Annotated in this window: 10 protein-coding genes; 3 read left to right on the top strand and 7 right to left on the bottom strand. The window is 61.5% G+C overall.

The window, feature by feature from the left end; all coding sequences use genetic code 11:
• The first annotated feature begins 314 nt into the window (after positions 1–314).
• Positions 315–2,948 (top strand): MGH1-like glycoside hydrolase domain-containing protein, encoded by a 2,634-nt coding sequence (locus GV818_RS23280; RefSeq protein WP_161777646.1) that lies wholly within the window; start codon positions 315–317, stop codon positions 2,946–2,948.
• 49 nt (positions 2,949–2,997) lie between these two features.
• On the opposite strand, the gene GV818_RS23275 is transcribed toward GV818_RS23280, so the two are convergent.
• The 3 genes from GV818_RS23275 to GV818_RS23265 form a co-directional block, all read right to left on the bottom strand.
• Positions 2,998–4,716: a hydrogenase maturation protein gene (locus tag GV818_RS23275; RefSeq protein ID WP_161777645.1), complete on the bottom strand. Its 1,719-nt coding sequence runs from the start codon at positions 4,714–4,716 to the stop codon at positions 2,998–3,000.
• Between the two features lie 352 nt (positions 4,717–5,068).
• On the bottom strand, positions 5,069–5,383 hold the full coding sequence (locus tag GV818_RS23270; protein ID WP_011061945.1) for an SCP2 sterol-binding domain-containing protein: 315 nt from the start codon (positions 5,381–5,383) through the stop codon (positions 5,069–5,071).
• A gap of 50 nt (positions 5,384–5,433) precedes the next feature.
• Entirely contained in the window at positions 5,434–6,144 is a 711-nt protein-coding gene (locus GV818_RS23265) for a histidine phosphatase family protein (RefSeq protein WP_161757803.1), read from the bottom strand.
• A gap of 203 nt (positions 6,145–6,347) precedes the next feature.
• Between GV818_RS23265 and sohB the strand changes: the two genes are divergently transcribed.
• The gene (gene sohB / locus GV818_RS23260) at positions 6,348–7,373 is read left to right on the top strand and encodes a protease SohB (RefSeq protein WP_161757802.1); all 1,026 of its coding nucleotides are present in this window, start codon (positions 6,348–6,350) and stop codon (positions 7,371–7,373) included.
• Between the two features lie 186 nt (positions 7,374–7,559).
• Here the strand turns inward: sohB and GV818_RS23255 are convergent, their stop codons facing one another.
• Both GV818_RS23255 and GV818_RS23250 read right to left on the bottom strand, forming a co-directional pair.
• Complete coding sequence (locus GV818_RS23255) at positions 7,560–8,054, bottom strand: DUF934 domain-containing protein (RefSeq protein ID WP_161757801.1); 495 nt, start codon at positions 8,052–8,054, stop codon at positions 7,560–7,562.
• Positions 8,038–9,696, bottom strand: a complete 1,659-nt coding sequence (locus GV818_RS23250) for a nitrite/sulfite reductase (RefSeq protein WP_161757800.1) — start codon at positions 9,694–9,696, stop codon at positions 8,038–8,040. The genes GV818_RS23255 and GV818_RS23250 overlap by 17 nt, the downstream gene beginning before the upstream one ends.
• Before the next feature lie 594 nt (positions 9,697–10,290).
• Here GV818_RS23250 and GV818_RS23245 point away from each other — a divergent pair.
• On the top strand, positions 10,291–11,376 hold the full coding sequence (locus GV818_RS23245; RefSeq protein ID WP_161777650.1) for an ABC transporter substrate-binding protein: 1,086 nt from the start codon (positions 10,291–10,293) through the stop codon (positions 11,374–11,376).
• Between the two features lie 7 nt (positions 11,377–11,383).
• Here GV818_RS23245 and GV818_RS23240 read toward each other — a convergent pair whose 3' ends face one another.
• Complete coding sequence (locus GV818_RS23240) at positions 11,384–11,605, bottom strand: DUF2970 domain-containing protein (protein ID WP_015636084.1); 222 nt, start codon at positions 11,603–11,605, stop codon at positions 11,384–11,386.
• A gap of 152 nt (positions 11,606–11,757) precedes the next feature.
• A complete protein-coding gene (gene metH, locus GV818_RS23235) occupies positions 11,758–15,468 on the bottom strand; it encodes a methionine synthase (protein WP_161757799.1) in 3,711 nt (1,236 codons plus the stop codon).
• Positions 15,469–15,621: the final 153 nt, after the last annotated feature.

Here is a 15,621-nt window from a genome sequence, read left to right as displayed (position 1 = left end):
GGCTGGGGGTGGCCGGCAACGGGGGCTGCGGGTAGCTCAGATCAAGGCCTTCGGCCTGGGCCGAGAAGGCGGCCACCAGCAGCACTCCCGGAAAAAACGCTTTGCAACTGAACATCATTGAATCCGCATTGCCATAAAAGGGTTGCCGATTATAACGAGCCTGGGGCGGAAAATTTAGCCGTAACGGCTCTGGCCCGTGTGTGTCGTGGGTTTTTCACGGCCTCGGGCCTTCGCACCGTGAAACATTTGTCATGGGGCGGTGCGCCAGGCCGCTCCTACACTGCAGGTCACCTCCATGGCCAAGGACACCTCCCATGCCGGCAAAATCCACCACCAGCATTCTCGGTACCGTTGAAGGCCGGCGCCTGCAAGGCAGCGAGGCCGAGCACTGGCGCCAGTGGGGCCCCTACCTCAGCGAGCGGCAGTGGGGCACGGTGCGCGAAGACTACAGTGCCGATGGCGATGCCTGGAACTACTTCCCCCATGAACATGCCCGCAGCCGTGCCTATCGCTGGGGCGAGGACGGGCTGGCGGGGTTTTCCGACAAGGCCCAGCACTGGTGCCTGGGGCTGGCATTGTGGAATGAACACGACAGCATTCTCAAGGAGCGCCTGTTCGGCCTGAACAACGCCGAGGGCAACCACGGCGAGGACGTCAAGGAGCTGTATTTCTACCTCGACGGGGTGCCCAGCCATGCCTACATGCGCATGCTCTACAAGTACCCCCACGCCGCTTTTCCCTACGCCGACCTGGTGGCGGAAAACGCCCGTCGCGGCCTGAACGACACCGAGTACGAGATCCTCGATACCGGGGTCTTCGAGGACAACCGCTACTTCGACGTGACGGTGGAGTACGCCAAGCACACGGCCGATGACATTTTCATGCACATCACCGTGCACAACCGTTTCCACCAGCCGGCGCGGCTGCGGGTGCTGCCCCAGGTCTGGGCGCGCAACACCTGGAGCTGGGGCGGCGACGAGCCGCGGCCAAGCCTGCGCCTGGAGGGTGACAAGGTGCTGGCGCGACACGGGCAACTGCCCGATCGGCAGATCACCGCCTGGGGCGCCAAACCCTGCCAGTGGCTGTTCTGCAATAACGACAGCAACTTCCCCAAGCTGGACGGGCTGGCGTCACCGGGGCCGTTCAAGGACGGCATCAACGACTACCTGGTGGACGGTCAGGCCAGTGCTGTGAGCTTCGATGGTGGTACTCGGGTGGCGGCGCACTTTGTCCTGGAACTGGCGGGCGGCGAGAGCCAGCGCCTGTTCTTGCGCTTTGCTCCGGCGGGCAGTGAGCCGGTCAGCGCCCGCAATCTGTTCGAGCAGCGTCGGCGCGAGGCTGATGAATTCTACGCGGCGTTGCAGCAGGGCATCACCAGCGCCGATGCGCGCAATGTCCAGCGTCAGGCCCTGGCTGGGCTGCTGTGGTCCAAGCAGCTGTACTACTTCGACGTCAACCAGTGGCTGGACGGCGACCCCGGTCAGCCGGCGCCCCCCAGCGAGCGCGAGCACCTGCGCAACACCCATTGGCGGCACCTGTCCAACTGCGACATCGTCTCCATGCCCGATACCTGGGAGTACCCCTGGTACGCTTCCTGGGACCTGGGTTTCCAGGCCGTGGCCTTCGCCCTGATCGACCCTGCCTTCGCCAAGCAGCAACTGCTGTTGCTGGTGAAGGATCGCTTCATGCATCCCAATGGCCAACTACCGGCCTACGAGTGGCGCTTCGACGATGCCAATCCGCCGGTGCATGCCTGGGCCTGCTGGCGGGTCTACCAGCAGGAGAAGGCCCTGAGCGGCGAGGGCGACCTGGACTTTCTCGAACGGATCTTCCACAAGCTGCTGTTGAATTTTTCCTGGTGGGTCAACCGCAAGGACGCCGAGGGCCGCAACCTGTTCCAGGGCGGCTTTCTGGGGCTGGACAATATCGCCCTGTTCGATCGTTCCGCCGCCTTGCCTGAAGGTTTCAGCCTGGATCAGGCCGACGGCACCGCCTGGGTCGCGGCCTATGCCCTGGACCTGATGCGCATAGCCCTGGAACTGGCCAAGCGCAACGGTGTGTACGTGGACATCGCGGTGAAGTTCTTCGAGCACTTCCTCTATATCGCCGGGGCCATCAACCGCGTGGATGAAAGTGCCGAGGGCTTGTGGGATGAGCAGGACCAGTTCTTTTATGACGTGCTGCATCGCCCCGATGGGCAGAACGAGCCGCTGCGGCTGCGCTCCATCGTCGGCCTGATGCCGCTGTTTGCGGTGCAGGTTCTGGAGCAGCATGAGCACGAAAATTTGCCGGGGCTGGCCCAGCGCCTGCTGGGCTTCCTGCACCACCGTCCGGACCTGGCGAGCCTGGTGTCGCGCTGGTACGAGCCCGGCAAGGGCAATCGCATGCTCCTGGCACTGCTGCGGGGTGAGCGTACCAAGGACCTGCTCAAACGCATGCTCGATGAAAGCGAGTTCCTCTCGGCGTTCGGTATCCGTTCCCTGTCCAAGGCCTTCGAGCAGCCGTTCATCATGCAGGTGGACGGCAAGCAGTTGTGTGCTCGCTATGAACCGGCGGAATCCGATTCACGGCTGTATGGCGGCAACTCCAACTGGCGCGGGCCGTTGTGGATGCCGATCAATTACCTGCTGATTGAATCCCTGCGGGAGTTTCATCGTTACTACGACGTCAACTTCTCGGTGGAGTACCCGCGCGGTTCCGGTTATCTGGCGTCCCTGGAGGAAGTGGCTGACGGGCTGAGTCAGCGTTTGACGCGCCTGTTTCTGCGGGATGAGGAGGGGCGACGGCCGTCCATGAGTGGCTACCCGCAATTGCAGGTGGATGTCGAGGATCGCGAGCTGGTGCTGTTCCATGAGTATTTTCATGGTGAAACCGGGCGCGGCCTGGGGGCTAGCCACCAGACCGGCTGGACCGCGCTGGTGGCGTTGCTGTTGCAGCCGGGCCAATGAAACCGCCCGGTCAAGCCGGGCGGTGATCAGGTTGGGCAGTCGAGCGGGATCAGTCTACCAGGGCCACTTCCCGGGATTTGGCCCAGTCCTCGATCAGCCGCTCCGGGGTGCGGCAGGTTTTGCGCTTGTAGACGAAGTTATGGCATTTCTCGGCGAAGCCCTTGCGGTTCTGCACCATGTCCATGTGCATTTCCTCCAGCTCGGCATTGCGGCAGTGCTGCATCAGCTGCGGATCGGCGTCGAGCTTGCGCTGGCGCAGGTGCTGGTAGCTCGGATCGTTGATCACTGCGTTGGCCCGTTGTAGCAACCACAGGCCGAATTCGTCCGGGTCACGTGGGCCGATCTCTTGCACCATGCCCATCTGCAAGGCCTGGAGGGCGCTGACCGGCAGGCAGGCTTCGGTCAACTCCAGGGCCATTGGCTGGCCGACGGCGCGGGGCAGGCTGTAGGTCCAATATTCCGAGCCGTACAGGCCCATGCTCTTGTAGTGGGGGTTGAACACGGTGTCGGCACGGGCCAGGACCACGTCCGCCGCCAGGCCAAGCATCAGCCCGCCGGCCCCGGCATTGCCGGTCAGGCCGCTGACCACCAATTGGCGCGCCGTCAGAAGTTCCAGGCAGACATCGTCGATCGCCTGGATGTTGGCCCAGGCTTCCAGGCCTGGCACTTCGGCGGCCTGGATCACGTTGAGGTGCACGCCATTGCAGAATGCGCCGCGACCGCCGCGCACCAGCAGTACTTCGGTGTCGCGGGCCTTGACCCAGCGCAGGGCCTCGACCAGTCGCTGGCATTGTTCGGTGCTCATCGCGCCGTTGTAGAACTCGAAGGTCAGCTCGCCGACCTTGCCGGACTCACGGTAGCGGATCGGCTGATAGGCCTCGGTGCTGAACGGGGTGCTGGCCACCGACCAGTCGAGTACCGGCACCTCGTTCAGGCGTTCGGCCAGCACGTGGCGGGCGGGACGCTTGAAGGTTTCTTCACCGGGCTGGGGTTTGAGCCGCAGGGCACCGATCCACAAACTGTGATCGCCGCAGGCCACCAGGACCGCGTCATCGTGTACCGCCAGCAGTTGTCCCGGTAGGCCGCTGCGTGAATCCAGGTGGGCGTCGTACACGTAGTACTGGCCGCCGGCGAGGCTGGCGAGGACCCCGGGCTGACCGTCGGCGGCGTCGATGCTGCGCTTGATGAAGTGCGCGCAATCGTGCCAGCTGAAGGTACGGTCGCATTGTTTCATGTTCGGTTGCAGGCACCCGAGTACCGAGGGTTTGCTGTAGTCCAGAGGGACGGGGGTGAAGCCGCTACGGAATTTCTCCACTACGTCGCGGATGCAGTGGATTGCGGCGTCGCTCACCAGGCCGTTGTACAGCTCGGATTTGCGCAGCCCGGCGGGCAGGTTGAATTCGTGGGTCGACCAGATCGGCCCGGCGTCCATTTCCTCTACTGCCTGCAACGCGGTGACGCCCCAGCGCTTGAGTTCCTTGCTGATGGCCCAGTCCAGGGCACTGGCGCCGCGGTCGCCGACAATACCCGGGTGGATGATCACCACCGGGCGTTTGGGGTGGCTCCACAGCTGTTGCGGTACGCGGTCCTTGAGGAAGGGGCAGATCACCAGGTCGGCTTCGGCCTCTTCGATCTGCCGGCAGACTTCTTCCTCGTTGGTGAACAGCACTACGCTGGGGCGGTGCCCGGCCTGGCGCAGGTCAAGCCAGGCGCGTTGGGTCAGGCCGTTGAAGGCGGTGGATAGCAGGATGATCTTCAGGGATCGCATAAACAGACTCTTCCGTGAGTGAGCGCGGGGTGCCACAGGTTTCGACTGAGCCGTCCCTGGCCGCGATGAAGGCGCAAGAGTAGAGGGGTGTTGACGAGCAATACCTGACCGAGATCAATCAAGCGAGTCGACGTGCGGATCAGGCGCTCAACGGCTCTATTTGGCAGTTTTGCGGTAAGGGATCTCTGCGCAGCAAGCCCCCGACCTGGTATTGGCAGCGGGTCTGCCGCACTGCCGTGTCCCGGTTTTCCGCCGCAGGGTGGCCGAGGGAGCAGGAGCAAAAACATGACCTGCAGAAACGACGAATCCCGCCACAGGGGCGGGATTCGGGTGCAGCCTGACCGGAGGGGTCTTAGGCTGGGAACAGCTCGCTGAGTTTCATCGCCAGCATCATGTCGCCTTCGGCGCGCAGTTTGCCGCCCATGAAGGCTTGCATGCCGTCGGTTTCGCCGCTGACGATGCCGTCCAGGGTCTCGCCATCCATCACCAGGGTGACTTGGGCGTCTGGGTTCTCGCCTTCTTTGAGTTCGCAGGTGCTGTCCTTGACTACCAGCGAGAAATGCTTGGAGTCATCGATGCGGAAACCGAAAACCAGGTCCAGGCCGGCAGCGGCAGCTGGGTTGAACTTGGCTTGCATGGCTTGTACGGCGTCTGCTACGGAGGTCATGGTTCGATCCTTTTATGGGGTGATTACACAAGGGTCACAGTAAGCCGGGCTCAACGAAAGGTGATGAGCTCCGGGGCCTTCAACAGTTGCAGATGCGCATGACCGTTGAAGGAAGCCAGGGACACCTCGCGACCGCGGAATTTCAGCTGGTTGAGCGAGGTGTTGACGATTTGCCAGTTCAATTCGAAGGCCTGCTGGGCAGGCATCCGGGTGATCAGGTGGAGCAGGGCGGTGATGGTGCCACCCGAGGTGAATACCGCAATTTTCTGCTGATTGTCCGCTGCTTCGAGAATCCGTTGCAGGCCACCCTGGACCCGCTCGACGAAGCCCAGCCAGCTTTCCAGGCCCGGTGGATCGTAGGTGCCGGCCAGCCAGCGCTGGATGATCAGGGCGAAGATGCGTTGGAACTCGGCGCGGTGCTGCGCGGCGTTGCGCAAGATGTTAAGGGCTTCGGGCTCCTGCGGTAGCAGGTCGGGCAGCAGGCCACGGATGATGGCGTCGGCATCGAATTCGTTGAAGGCCGGGTCGATTTCCAGCTTGGGGCTGGTCATGCCGGCAGCGCCCATCTGTTCCATGGTGGTCTGCGCGGTGTGCTGCTGACGGCGCAAGTCACCGGACAGGCAACGATCGAAATTGACTCCGAGGGCTGCCAGATGCTCACCGAGCACTGCGGCTTGACGCACGCCGGTGGGTGACAGCACGTCATAATCGTCTGTACCGAAAGAGGCCTGGCCATGTCGAATCAAGTAGATGCTGCCCACGTCCGCATCATCCCGGTACGTTGAAAGTTTTGCGAGGTTATGAGGATGCCGGTGAGCTGTCAATGAAAAAACATACGCTTGTTTGAAATGATTCTTGGAGCATGGTTACACAAGGTTTCGCGACTGGTGGCCGACCGGTCGCGCCGGTATGCTTGAGCCCATTGCGCTGCTGGTTGGCAGCGGTCCATGTTTGAGGAGTCCCTGTGGAGTTTTTTGCCGAATACGCCAGTTTCCTGGCCAAGACCGTGACCTTGGTGGCCGCCATCCTGGTGGTGCTGATCACCGCCGCTGCGCTGCGCAGCAAGGGCCGGCGCAAGGGTACCGGGCAGCTTCAAGTCAGCAAGCTGAATGATTTCTACAAAGACCTGCGCGAGCGCCTGGAGCAGAGCCTGCTGGACAAGGATCAACTCAAGGCCTTGCGCAAGGCCCAGGGCAAGAGCGAGAAGAAGCAGAAGAAGCAACCCGCCGAGGTCAAGTCCCGAGTGTTCGTATTGGACTTCAATGGCGATATCAAGGCTTCGGCGACGGAAGGCTTGCGCCATGAGATTACCGCCTTGCTGAGCCTGGCCACACCCAAGGATGAGGTAGTGCTGCGCCTGGAAAGCGGTGGCGGCATGGTCCACAGCTATGGTCTGGCGTCGTCGCAACTGGCGCGTATCCGCCAGGCCGGGGTGCCGCTGACGGTGTGTATCGATAAGGTCGCGGCCAGCGGCGGCTACATGATGGCCTGTATCGGCGAGAAAATTATCAGTGCGCCGTTTGCCATCCTCGGCTCCATCGGTGTGGTGGCGCAGCTGCCCAACGTCAATCGCCTGCTGAAGAAGCACGATATCGATTTCGAAGTGCTCACCGCCGGCGAGTACAAGCGCACCCTGACGGTGTTTGGCGAAAACACCGAGAAGGGCCGGGAGAAGTTCCAGGAAGACCTGGACGTGACCCATCAATTGTTCAAGAACTTCGTATCGCGTTATCGCCCGCAACTGGCCATTGATGAAGTGGCTACCGGTGAAGTCTGGCTGGGTGTGGCGGCGCAGGAAAAACTGCTGGTGGACGAGTTGCAGACCAGCGACGAATACCTGGCGGACAAGGCCAAGAGCGCCGAGGTCTTCCACTTGCACTATGCCGAGCGCAAGAGCCTGCAGGAGCGCGTGGGGCTGGCGGCCAGCGGGTCCATCGACCGTGTGCTGCTGACCTGGTGGAGTCGCCTGACCCAGCAGCGCTTCTGGTAACCCGCGCCGGCCTTGTAGAAGCTGGCTGTGTAGGAGCTGGCTTGCCAGCGAAGGCGCCCGCAAGGTTTGTACAAGGCTTAAAGGCCTCTTCGCCGGCAAGCCGGCTCCTACGGTCGGAGGGAGAGGCGGATACAAAAAAGCCCTGAACCGGGAGACCGGTTCAGGGCTTTTTGTTGGCGCTTGGAATTAGCGACGACGGAACAGCGGCAGCGGTTCGTCGGTGGCGGCCTGGTAAGTCACCGAGAAGTCCTTGAGGCTTTCCAGGGCTTCGTACGGGTCCTTGTCGGCTCGCAAGGCATAGGCGTCGAAGCCGCAGCGGTGCAGGTAGAACAGTTGGTCGCGCAGCACGTCGCCAATTGCCCGCAATTCGCCTTTGTAGCGATAACGGTCGCGCAGCAGGCGGGCGTTGGAGTAGTTGCGGCCATCGGTGAAGGCCGGGAAGTTCAGGGCAATGACCTGGAACTGGTCAACGTCGTCGCCGATCTCTTCCGCTTCTTCATCCGCATCCAGCCACACACCCAGGCCGCCGTCGCGGGCCTTGAGGGCGTGAGCATGCTCGCGCCACAGGGCCAGCGGCACGATCAGGTCGTCGCAGTTGGAGATGCCGTCGAGGGTCGAATCCTTGGGCAGCAGGTGCCAGGTTTCGTCGATGACCTCGTTGTTCTTAATGATTCGCTGCATAGACGCGCTCCTTGAAGAGGTCGATGCCAATACGTTGGTAGGTGTCGATGAAGCGCTCGTCTTCAGTGCGTTGTTCGACGTACACATCGATCAGCTTGGAGATTACGTCGGGCATGGCGTCCTGGGCGAAGGACGGGCCGAGGATCTTGCCCAGGCTGGCATCACGGCTGGCACTGCCGCCCAGGGACACTTGATAGAACTCCTCGCCTTTCTTGTCGACACCGAGGATGCCGATGTGGCCGACGTGGTGGTGACCACAGGCATTCATGCAGCCGGAGATGTTCAAGTCCAGTTCGCCGATGTCGAACAGGTAGTCCAGGTCGTCGAAGCGACGTTGGATGGACTCGGCAATCGGGATCGACTTGGCGTTGGCCAGGGAGCAGAAGTCGCCCCCCGGGCAGCAGATGATGTCGGTCAGCAAGCCGATGTTCGGCGTAGCGAAGCCGTTTTCACGCAACTCGCCCCAGAGGGTGAACAGTTGGCTTTGCTCGACGTCGGCGAGAATCACGTTCTGTTCATGGGAGGTGCGCAGCTGGCCAAAACTGTAGCGCTCGGCCAGGTCGGCGATGGCGTCGAACTGTTTGTCGGTGGCATCCCCCGGTGCTACGCCGGTAGGCTTGAGCGACAGGGTCACGGCAACATAACCCGGCTTCTTGTGGGCCAGGGTGTTGCGTACGCGCCAGCGGGCAAAACCCGGGTGCTCCTGGTCAAGAGTCGCAAGCTCGGCGTCCTGATTGCTCAGGGACTGGTAGTCCGGATCGACGAAATGCTTGGCCACGCGATGCACTTCGGCCTCGGTCAGGGTGGTCTGGCCGCCCTTCAGGTGGACCATCTCGGCGTCGACCTTCTCGGCGAACACTTCGGGGGTCAGGGCCTTGACCAGGATCTTGATCCGCGCCTTGTACTTGTTGTCACGACGGCCGTAGCGGTTGTAGACCCGCAGGATCGCATCGAGGTAGCTCAACAGGTCCTGCCACGGCAGGAACTCGTTGATGAAGGCACCGACCACCGGGGTACGGCCCAGGCCGCCACCGACCAGCACACGGAAACCCAGCTCGCCGGCGGCGTTGTACACCGGCTCCAGGCCAATGTCGTGGACTTCGATGGCCGCACGGTCAGAGGTCGAGCCGTTGATGGCGATCTTGAACTTGCGCGGCAGATAGGCGAACTCGGGGTGGAAGGTGGTCCACTGGCGGACGATCTCGCACCAGGGTCGCGGGTCGATCAGTTCGTCCGCAGCAACACCGGCGAACTGATCAGTGGTGACGTTGCGCAGGCAGTTGCCGCTGGTCTGGATCGCGTGCATCTGCACGGTGGCCAGTTCGGCGAGGATGTCCGGCACGTCTTCCAGGGCCGGCCAGTTGAACTGTACGTTCTGCCGGGTGCTGATGTGCGCATAGCCCTTGTCGTAGTCGCGGGCGATCTTGGCCATCATCCGCGCTTGGCGCGAAGTCAGCTGGCCATAGGGCACGGCGACCCGCAGCATCGGGGCAAAACGTTGGATATAGAGGCCATTCTGCAGGCGCAGGGGGCGGAATTCTTCTTCGCTCAGCTCGCCTGCCAGATAGCGTCGGGTCTGATCACGGAACTGCTTGACGCGGTCCTCGATGATCCGCTGATCGTACTCGTCGTATACGTACATATAGGTCCAGTTCTCAGGCTACAGGTGGCACAAGAGCGCACTTGGCAAATACTGCGGTGAACAGGTTCTTCAGGGCGTTTGAACTGCAGTCAATCGCGGCTTGTTGCCGGTTTCACCTCGTCCTGCCTTGGTTCACGCTCAACCCCACCCATGTAAGCAAATCTGCGCGCACGGCCGCGCACTCCCATCGGAGCCGCCGAACGATACCAGTTTGCGGTTATGCGCAAAAGTGATGTTTGAGTATATGCAAAGAACCAAAACGACTAACGGTAGGGGGTTGTGAGTACCCACATTTGTGATGAGGGCAATCCTGGGCTTAACTGTGATCTGTCTTTGAGCAGTCACCCACAAAATCTATTAGAGGCGATGCTATGAGTCATCCAACCAAGGTTAGGAAAAGTGACAGCAGTGTTGATGCTTGGGCCATTCTCTTTCTGATCATACTGGTCGTGGGTACGGCCGTGTTTTGGGTCAGCCACCAGTAGTCCCGGGATAAAAAGAGCCTGGATTGTCGGACAATCCTGACAATTTGACGCCGTTGGCCAGTATTTTGCCAGTTATACTACCCGGGATAATTCTGGGGCTCTTTTCGTGATGTTCAAGGTTCTGTGCAAGTGTCTGTTGTGGCTCAGCCTGCCGTTTTGGGCGACAGCTCAGGCGACGTCGGTGGTGTTTCTCAACCCGGGCAATTCGACGGAAATTTTCTGGGTCAGTTATTCGCAATTCATGCAGGCCGCGGCCCGGGATCTGGGAATGGACCTGCATATTCTGTATGCCGAGCGCAATCCGCAAAATACCCTTGACCAGGCTCGGGAGCTATTCCAGGCGGCCACGAAGCCCGATTACCTGATCTTGGTGAACGAGCAATATATCGCGCCGCAAATCCTGCGATTGTCCCAAGGCTCCGGGATCAAGCTGTTTATCGTCAACAGCCCTTTGACCGAGGACCAGCGTGAGTTGATCGGGCAGAGCCAGCACAGCTATTCCGACTGGATGGGCAGCATGGTGGGTAACGACGAAGAGGCCGGTTATCGGATGCTCAAGGAGTTGCTGCGCAAGCACGGACCGGTGCCCGAAGGCCAGTCAATCGACTTGCTGGCGTTCTCCGGCCTCAAGGTCACGCCCTCGGCGCAGTTGCGCGAGCAGGGCCTGCGCCGTGCCTTGGCCGAGCACCCGCAAGTGCATTTGCGTCAGTTGGTCTATGGCGAGTGGAGTCGTGAACGCGCTTACCGGCAGGCGGAACAATTGCTCCGGCGTTATCCGCAAACCCAACTGGTCTGGTCGGCCAACGATGAAATGGCCTTGGGGGCCATGCGTGCGGCCCGGGAGTTGGGACGCAAGCCTGGCGTGGACCTGCTGTTCAGCGGGGTCAACAGCTCGCCCGAGGCTTTGCAGGCATTGATCGATGGGCAGTTATCGGTGCTGGTCGCGGGGCATTTCACCCTGGGTGGCTGGGCCATGGTGGCGCTCCACGATGATGCTCAGGGGCTGGATGCCAAGCGTTTGGGCGGCCCGGATTGGCAGTTGTCGTTGTTCCAATCGTTGACCCTCACCCAGGCGCAGCAACTGCTGCGGATGGGCGATCAGGTGGGCGCCAAGGTCGATTTTCGCAAGCTGTCCGCCCAAGGCAAGCCAGACAGCTATCGTTATCCCTTCGGTCTGCAGCTGCTGCTGCGATAAGGCCGACTCAGACCCCGGCCAGGTGCATCGCCAGATTGGCAATGCCCAGCAGGACCAGGACGAACAGGGTGGTAAACAGAATGCCCAGCACAATGAAGTGGCTGGGCTTGCCGTGGCTGAAGTCGCGGGCGCGGTTTTTCCCGCTTTGCACGCCGAAGGCTGCAGCCAGCACGCTTTGCAGCATCTGCAGGAAGGTCGGAGGTTGATTGTCCTTGCTTGGATCGTCCATAAATCCCTCGACACGGTTGAGTGTCAACAGAGCATAGACAATGCCGCCAGGGGCGGTTGGCTTGCCAGCGAAGGTGCCTTGAGATCACCTTCGTCGGCAAGCCGGCTCCCGCACCTACAGCGGCGCGACCGGCGGTACGGCGCTTTCTGTCATCAGTTGTCGTAGCCCAGGTTCGGAGCCAGCCAGCGTTCGCTCACGGCCAGGTCCTGGCCTTTGCGCTCGGTGTAGCTCTGCACCTGGTCCTTGTCGACCTTGCCTACGGCAAAGTACTGCGCCTGCGGATGGGCGAAGTACCAGCCGCTGACCGCCGCCGCCGGGAACATGGCGTAGTGCTCGGTCAGGAATACGCCGCTGCGCCCGGCTTTGTATTCGCTGGCTTCAGGGTCGAGCAGGGTGAACAAGGTGCTCTTTTCGGTGTGATCAGGGCAGGCCGGATAGCCTGGGGCTGGGCGGATGCCGCTGTACTGCTCCTTGATCAGCGCTTCGTTGTCCAGCGTCTCGTCCTTGGCATAACCCCAGTAATCTTTACGTACCTGCTGGTGCAGCCACTCGGCGCAGGCTTCGGCCAAGCGGTCGGCCAGGGCCTTGACCATGATCGAGTTGTAGTCGTCGCCGGCGTCCTGGTAGGCCTTGGCCACTTCCTCGGCGCCGATCCCGGCGGTGGTGATAAAGCCACCCACGTAGTCGGTGATGCCGCTGTCCTTGGGGGCCACGAAGTCAGCCAGGGAGAAGTTCGGCTTGCCGTCGGTCTTGATGATCTGCTGGCGCAGGTGATGCAGGCGCGCCAGTGGCTGGCCGTCCTCGCCGTAGACTTCCAGGTCGTCGTCCTGCACCTGGTTGGCTGGCCAGAAACCGAAGACTGCGCGGGCGCTGATGAGTTTTTCATTGATCAGCTTGTCGAGCATTTCCCGAGCGTCCTGGTACAGCGCCGTAGCCGCTTCACCCACCACTTCGTCTTCGAGAATGCGCGGGAACTTGCCGGCCAGGTCCCAGGAGATGAAGAACGGCGTCCAGTCGATGTATTCGGCCAGGACCTTGAGGTCGATGTTGTCCAGCACCTTGGCCCCGGTGAAGGTCGGTTTGACTGGCGCGTAGGTGCTCCAGTCGAACTGTGGCTTCTTGGCGATGGCCGCGGGGTAGCTCAGGCGCTCGGTACGGGCGCTGCGATTGGCGGTACGCTCGCGCACCTCGATGTATTCCAGGCGGGTTTTCTCGACGAAACCGGCCTTGAGTTCCTTGGACAGCAGCTGCGTGGCCACACCCACGGCGCGGGAGGCGTCGGTGACGTAGATCACCGCGTCGTTGCTGTACTTGGGCTCGATCTTCACTGCGGTGTGGGCTTTGGAGGTGGTGGCGCCACCGATCATCAGCGGCAGGTGGAAATCCTGGCGCTGCATTTCACGGGCGACGTGGACCATTTCGTCCAAAGACGGGGTGATCAGCCCGGAAAGGCCGATGATGTCGCATTTCTGCTCCTTGGCGACCTGCAGGATCTTCTCTGCCGGCACCATCACCCCCAGGTCGACGATGTCGTAGCCGTTACAGCCCAGCACCACGCCGACGATGTTCTTGCCGATGTCGTGCACGTCGCCCTTGACCGTGGCCATGAGGATCTTGCCCTTGGCTTCCGGCTTGTCGCCTTTTTCCAGCTCGATGAACGGGATCAGGTGGGCCACGGCCTGCTTCATGACCCGGGCGGATTTCACCACCTGGGGCAGGAACATTTTGCCGGCGCCGAACAGGTCGCCAACGATGTTCATGCCAGACATCAGCGGGCCTTCGATCACCTCGATCGGACGGGCGAACGACTGGCGTGACTCTTCGGTGTCTTCGACGATATGCGTGGTGATGCCTTTGACCAGGGCGTGCTCGAGGCGCTTGTTGACCTCCCAGCTGCGCCACTCTTCGGTCTCGGCTTCCTTGACGCTGCCATCGCCCTTGTACTTGTCGGCGATGGCGAGGAGGGCATCGGTGCCTTCCGGGGTGCGGTTGAGGATCACGTCCTCCACGGCGTCACGCAGTTCCTGCGGGATCTGGTCGTAGATCTCCAGCTGGCCGGCGTTGACGATGCCCATGGTCAGGCCGTTGCGGATCGCATACAGCAGGAACACCGAGTGGATCGCCTCGCGCACCGGGTTGTTGCCGCGGAACGAGAACGACACGTTGGACACGCCACCGGAGGTCAGCGCATAGGGCAGTTCATCGCGGATGTAGGCGCAGGCATTGATGAAATCCACGGCGTAGTTGTTGTGTTCCTCGATCCCGGTGGCCACGGCGAAGATGTTCGGGTCGAAGATGATGTCTTCCGGTGGGAAGCCCACTTCGTTGACCAGGATGTCGTAGGAACGCTTGCAGATTTCCTTCTTGCGCGCCTCGGTGTCGGCCTGTCCGCTTTCGTCAAAGGCCATCACCACCACGGCGGCGCCATAGCGCTTGCACAGTTTGGCGTGATGAATGAACTGCTCGACACCTTCCTTCATGCTGATGGAGTTGACGATGCCCTTGCCCTGGATGCATTTCAGGCCGGCTTCGATCACTTCCCACTTGGAGGAGTCGATCATGATCGGCACGCGAGAGATGTCCGGTTCACCGGCGATCAGATTGAGGAAGGTCACCATGGCCTTCTTCGAATCCAGCATCCCTTCGTCCATGTTGATGTCGATGACCTGGGCGCCAGCTTCCACCTGCTGCAGGGCGACTTCCAGGGCCTCGGTGTAGTTGTCCTCGCGGATCAGTCGGGCAAAGCGTGCGGAACCGGTAATGTTCGTCCGTTCGCCGACGTTGACGAACAATGAACTGCGATCGATGGTGAAGGGCTCCAGGCCCGACAGGCGGCAGGCCTTGGGGATATCGGGAATCTGCCGTGGCGCATAGCCGGCCACAGCCTTGGCGATTGCCCCGATGTGCCCCGGCGTGGTGCCGCAGCAACCGCCGACGATGTTGAGGAAGCCGCTCTGGGCGAATTCTTCGATGACCTTGGCGGTTTGTTCCGGCAGTTCGTCGTATTCGCCGAATTCGTTGGGCAGGCCGGCGTTGGGGTGCGCCGAGACGTGGGTGCTGGCCTTGTTCGACAGCTCTTCCAGGTAAGGGCGCAGTTCGCTGGCGCCGAGGGCGCAGTTCAGGCCTACCGAAATCGGCTTGGCGTGGGCCACGGAGTTCCAGAACGCCTCGGTGGTCTGCCCGGACAGGGTGCGGCCGGAGGCGTCGGTGATGGTCCCGGAAATCATGATCGGCAGCTCGACGCCCAGTTCCTCGAACACGCCCTGCACGGCAAAGATCGCCGCCTTGGCGTTGAGGGTGTCGAAGATGGTTTCGATCAGGATTAGGTCGGCGCCGCCCTCGATCAGGCCCTTGGTGGCCTCGGTGTAGTTTTCCACCAGTTGATCAAAGGTGACGTTGCGGTAGCCGGGGTTGTTGACGTCCGGCGACAGCGAGCAGGTACGGCTGGTCGGGCCCAGTACACCGGCGACGAAACGTGGCTTGTCCGGGTTCTCCAGGGTCTTGGCGTCGGCCACCTTGCGCGCCAGTCGTGCGCCCTCTACGTTTAATTCGTAGGCCAGTTCTTCCATGCCGTAATCGGCCATGGAAATGCGCGTGGCGTTGAAGGTGTTGGTTTCCAGGATATCGGCGCCGGCATCCAGGTAGGCTTTTTCGATGCCACCGATCACGTCCGGACGGGTGATCACCAACAGGTCGTTGTTGCCCTTGACGTCGCTGGGCCAATCGGCGAAACGCTTGCCACGGTAGTCCTGTTCTTCGAGCTTGTAGCTCTGGATCATGGTGCCCATGCCGCCATCAAGAATCAGAATGCGCTCTTTGAGGGCTTGCTGGAGAGCGTTGAGGCGAGCACTGCGGTCAGACATGAGAACTACCTGGTAGGGCCATTACGAAGGGCGTGGATCATAGCAAACCTGCATGCTTTTGTAGCATGCGGGGGTTTTTCATGAATATCGCTCATGTTGGTTGGCGGGCGAGACCGGTAGAATCGCGGCGTTTTTTACTTTCGGGACAGGGAC

It is taken from the genome of Pseudomonas sp. Fl4BN1, from assembly GCF_009908285.1.
Taxonomy (GTDB): domain Bacteria; phylum Pseudomonadota; class Gammaproteobacteria; order Pseudomonadales; family Pseudomonadaceae; genus Aquipseudomonas.
The sequence above is the reverse complement of the archived record's forward strand: the minus strand, read 5'-3'. Positions and strand labels throughout refer to the sequence as shown.

What these genes read in the sequence shown, in the direction of transcription:
- GV818_RS23280 (WP_161777646.1), top strand. Translation starts at nt 315, where the DNA reads ATGCCGGCAAAATCCACCACCAGCATTCTCGGTACCGTTGAAGGCCGG.
- GV818_RS23275 (WP_161777645.1), bottom strand. Translation starts at nt 4,716, where the DNA reads ATGCGATCCCTGAAGATCATCCTGCTATCCACCGCCTTCAACGGCCTG.
- GV818_RS23270 (WP_011061945.1), bottom strand. Translation starts at nt 5,383, where the DNA reads ATGACCTCCGTAGCAGACGCCGTACAAGCCATGCAAGCCAAGTTCAAC.
- GV818_RS23255 (WP_161757801.1), bottom strand. Translation starts at nt 8,054, where the DNA reads ATGCAGCGAATCATTAAGAACAACGAGGTCATCGACGAAACCTGGCAC.
- GV818_RS23250 (WP_161757800.1), bottom strand. Translation starts at nt 9,696, where the DNA reads ATGTACGTATACGACGAGTACGATCAGCGGATCATCGAGGACCGCGTC.
- GV818_RS23245 (WP_161777650.1), top strand. Translation starts at nt 10,291, where the DNA reads ATGTTCAAGGTTCTGTGCAAGTGTCTGTTGTGGCTCAGCCTGCCGTTT.
- GV818_RS23240 (WP_015636084.1), bottom strand. Translation starts at nt 11,605, where the DNA reads ATGGACGATCCAAGCAAGGACAATCAACCTCCGACCTTCCTGCAGATG.
- metH (WP_161757799.1), bottom strand. Translation starts at nt 15,468, where the DNA reads ATGTCTGACCGCAGTGCTCGCCTCAACGCTCTCCAGCAAGCCCTCAAA.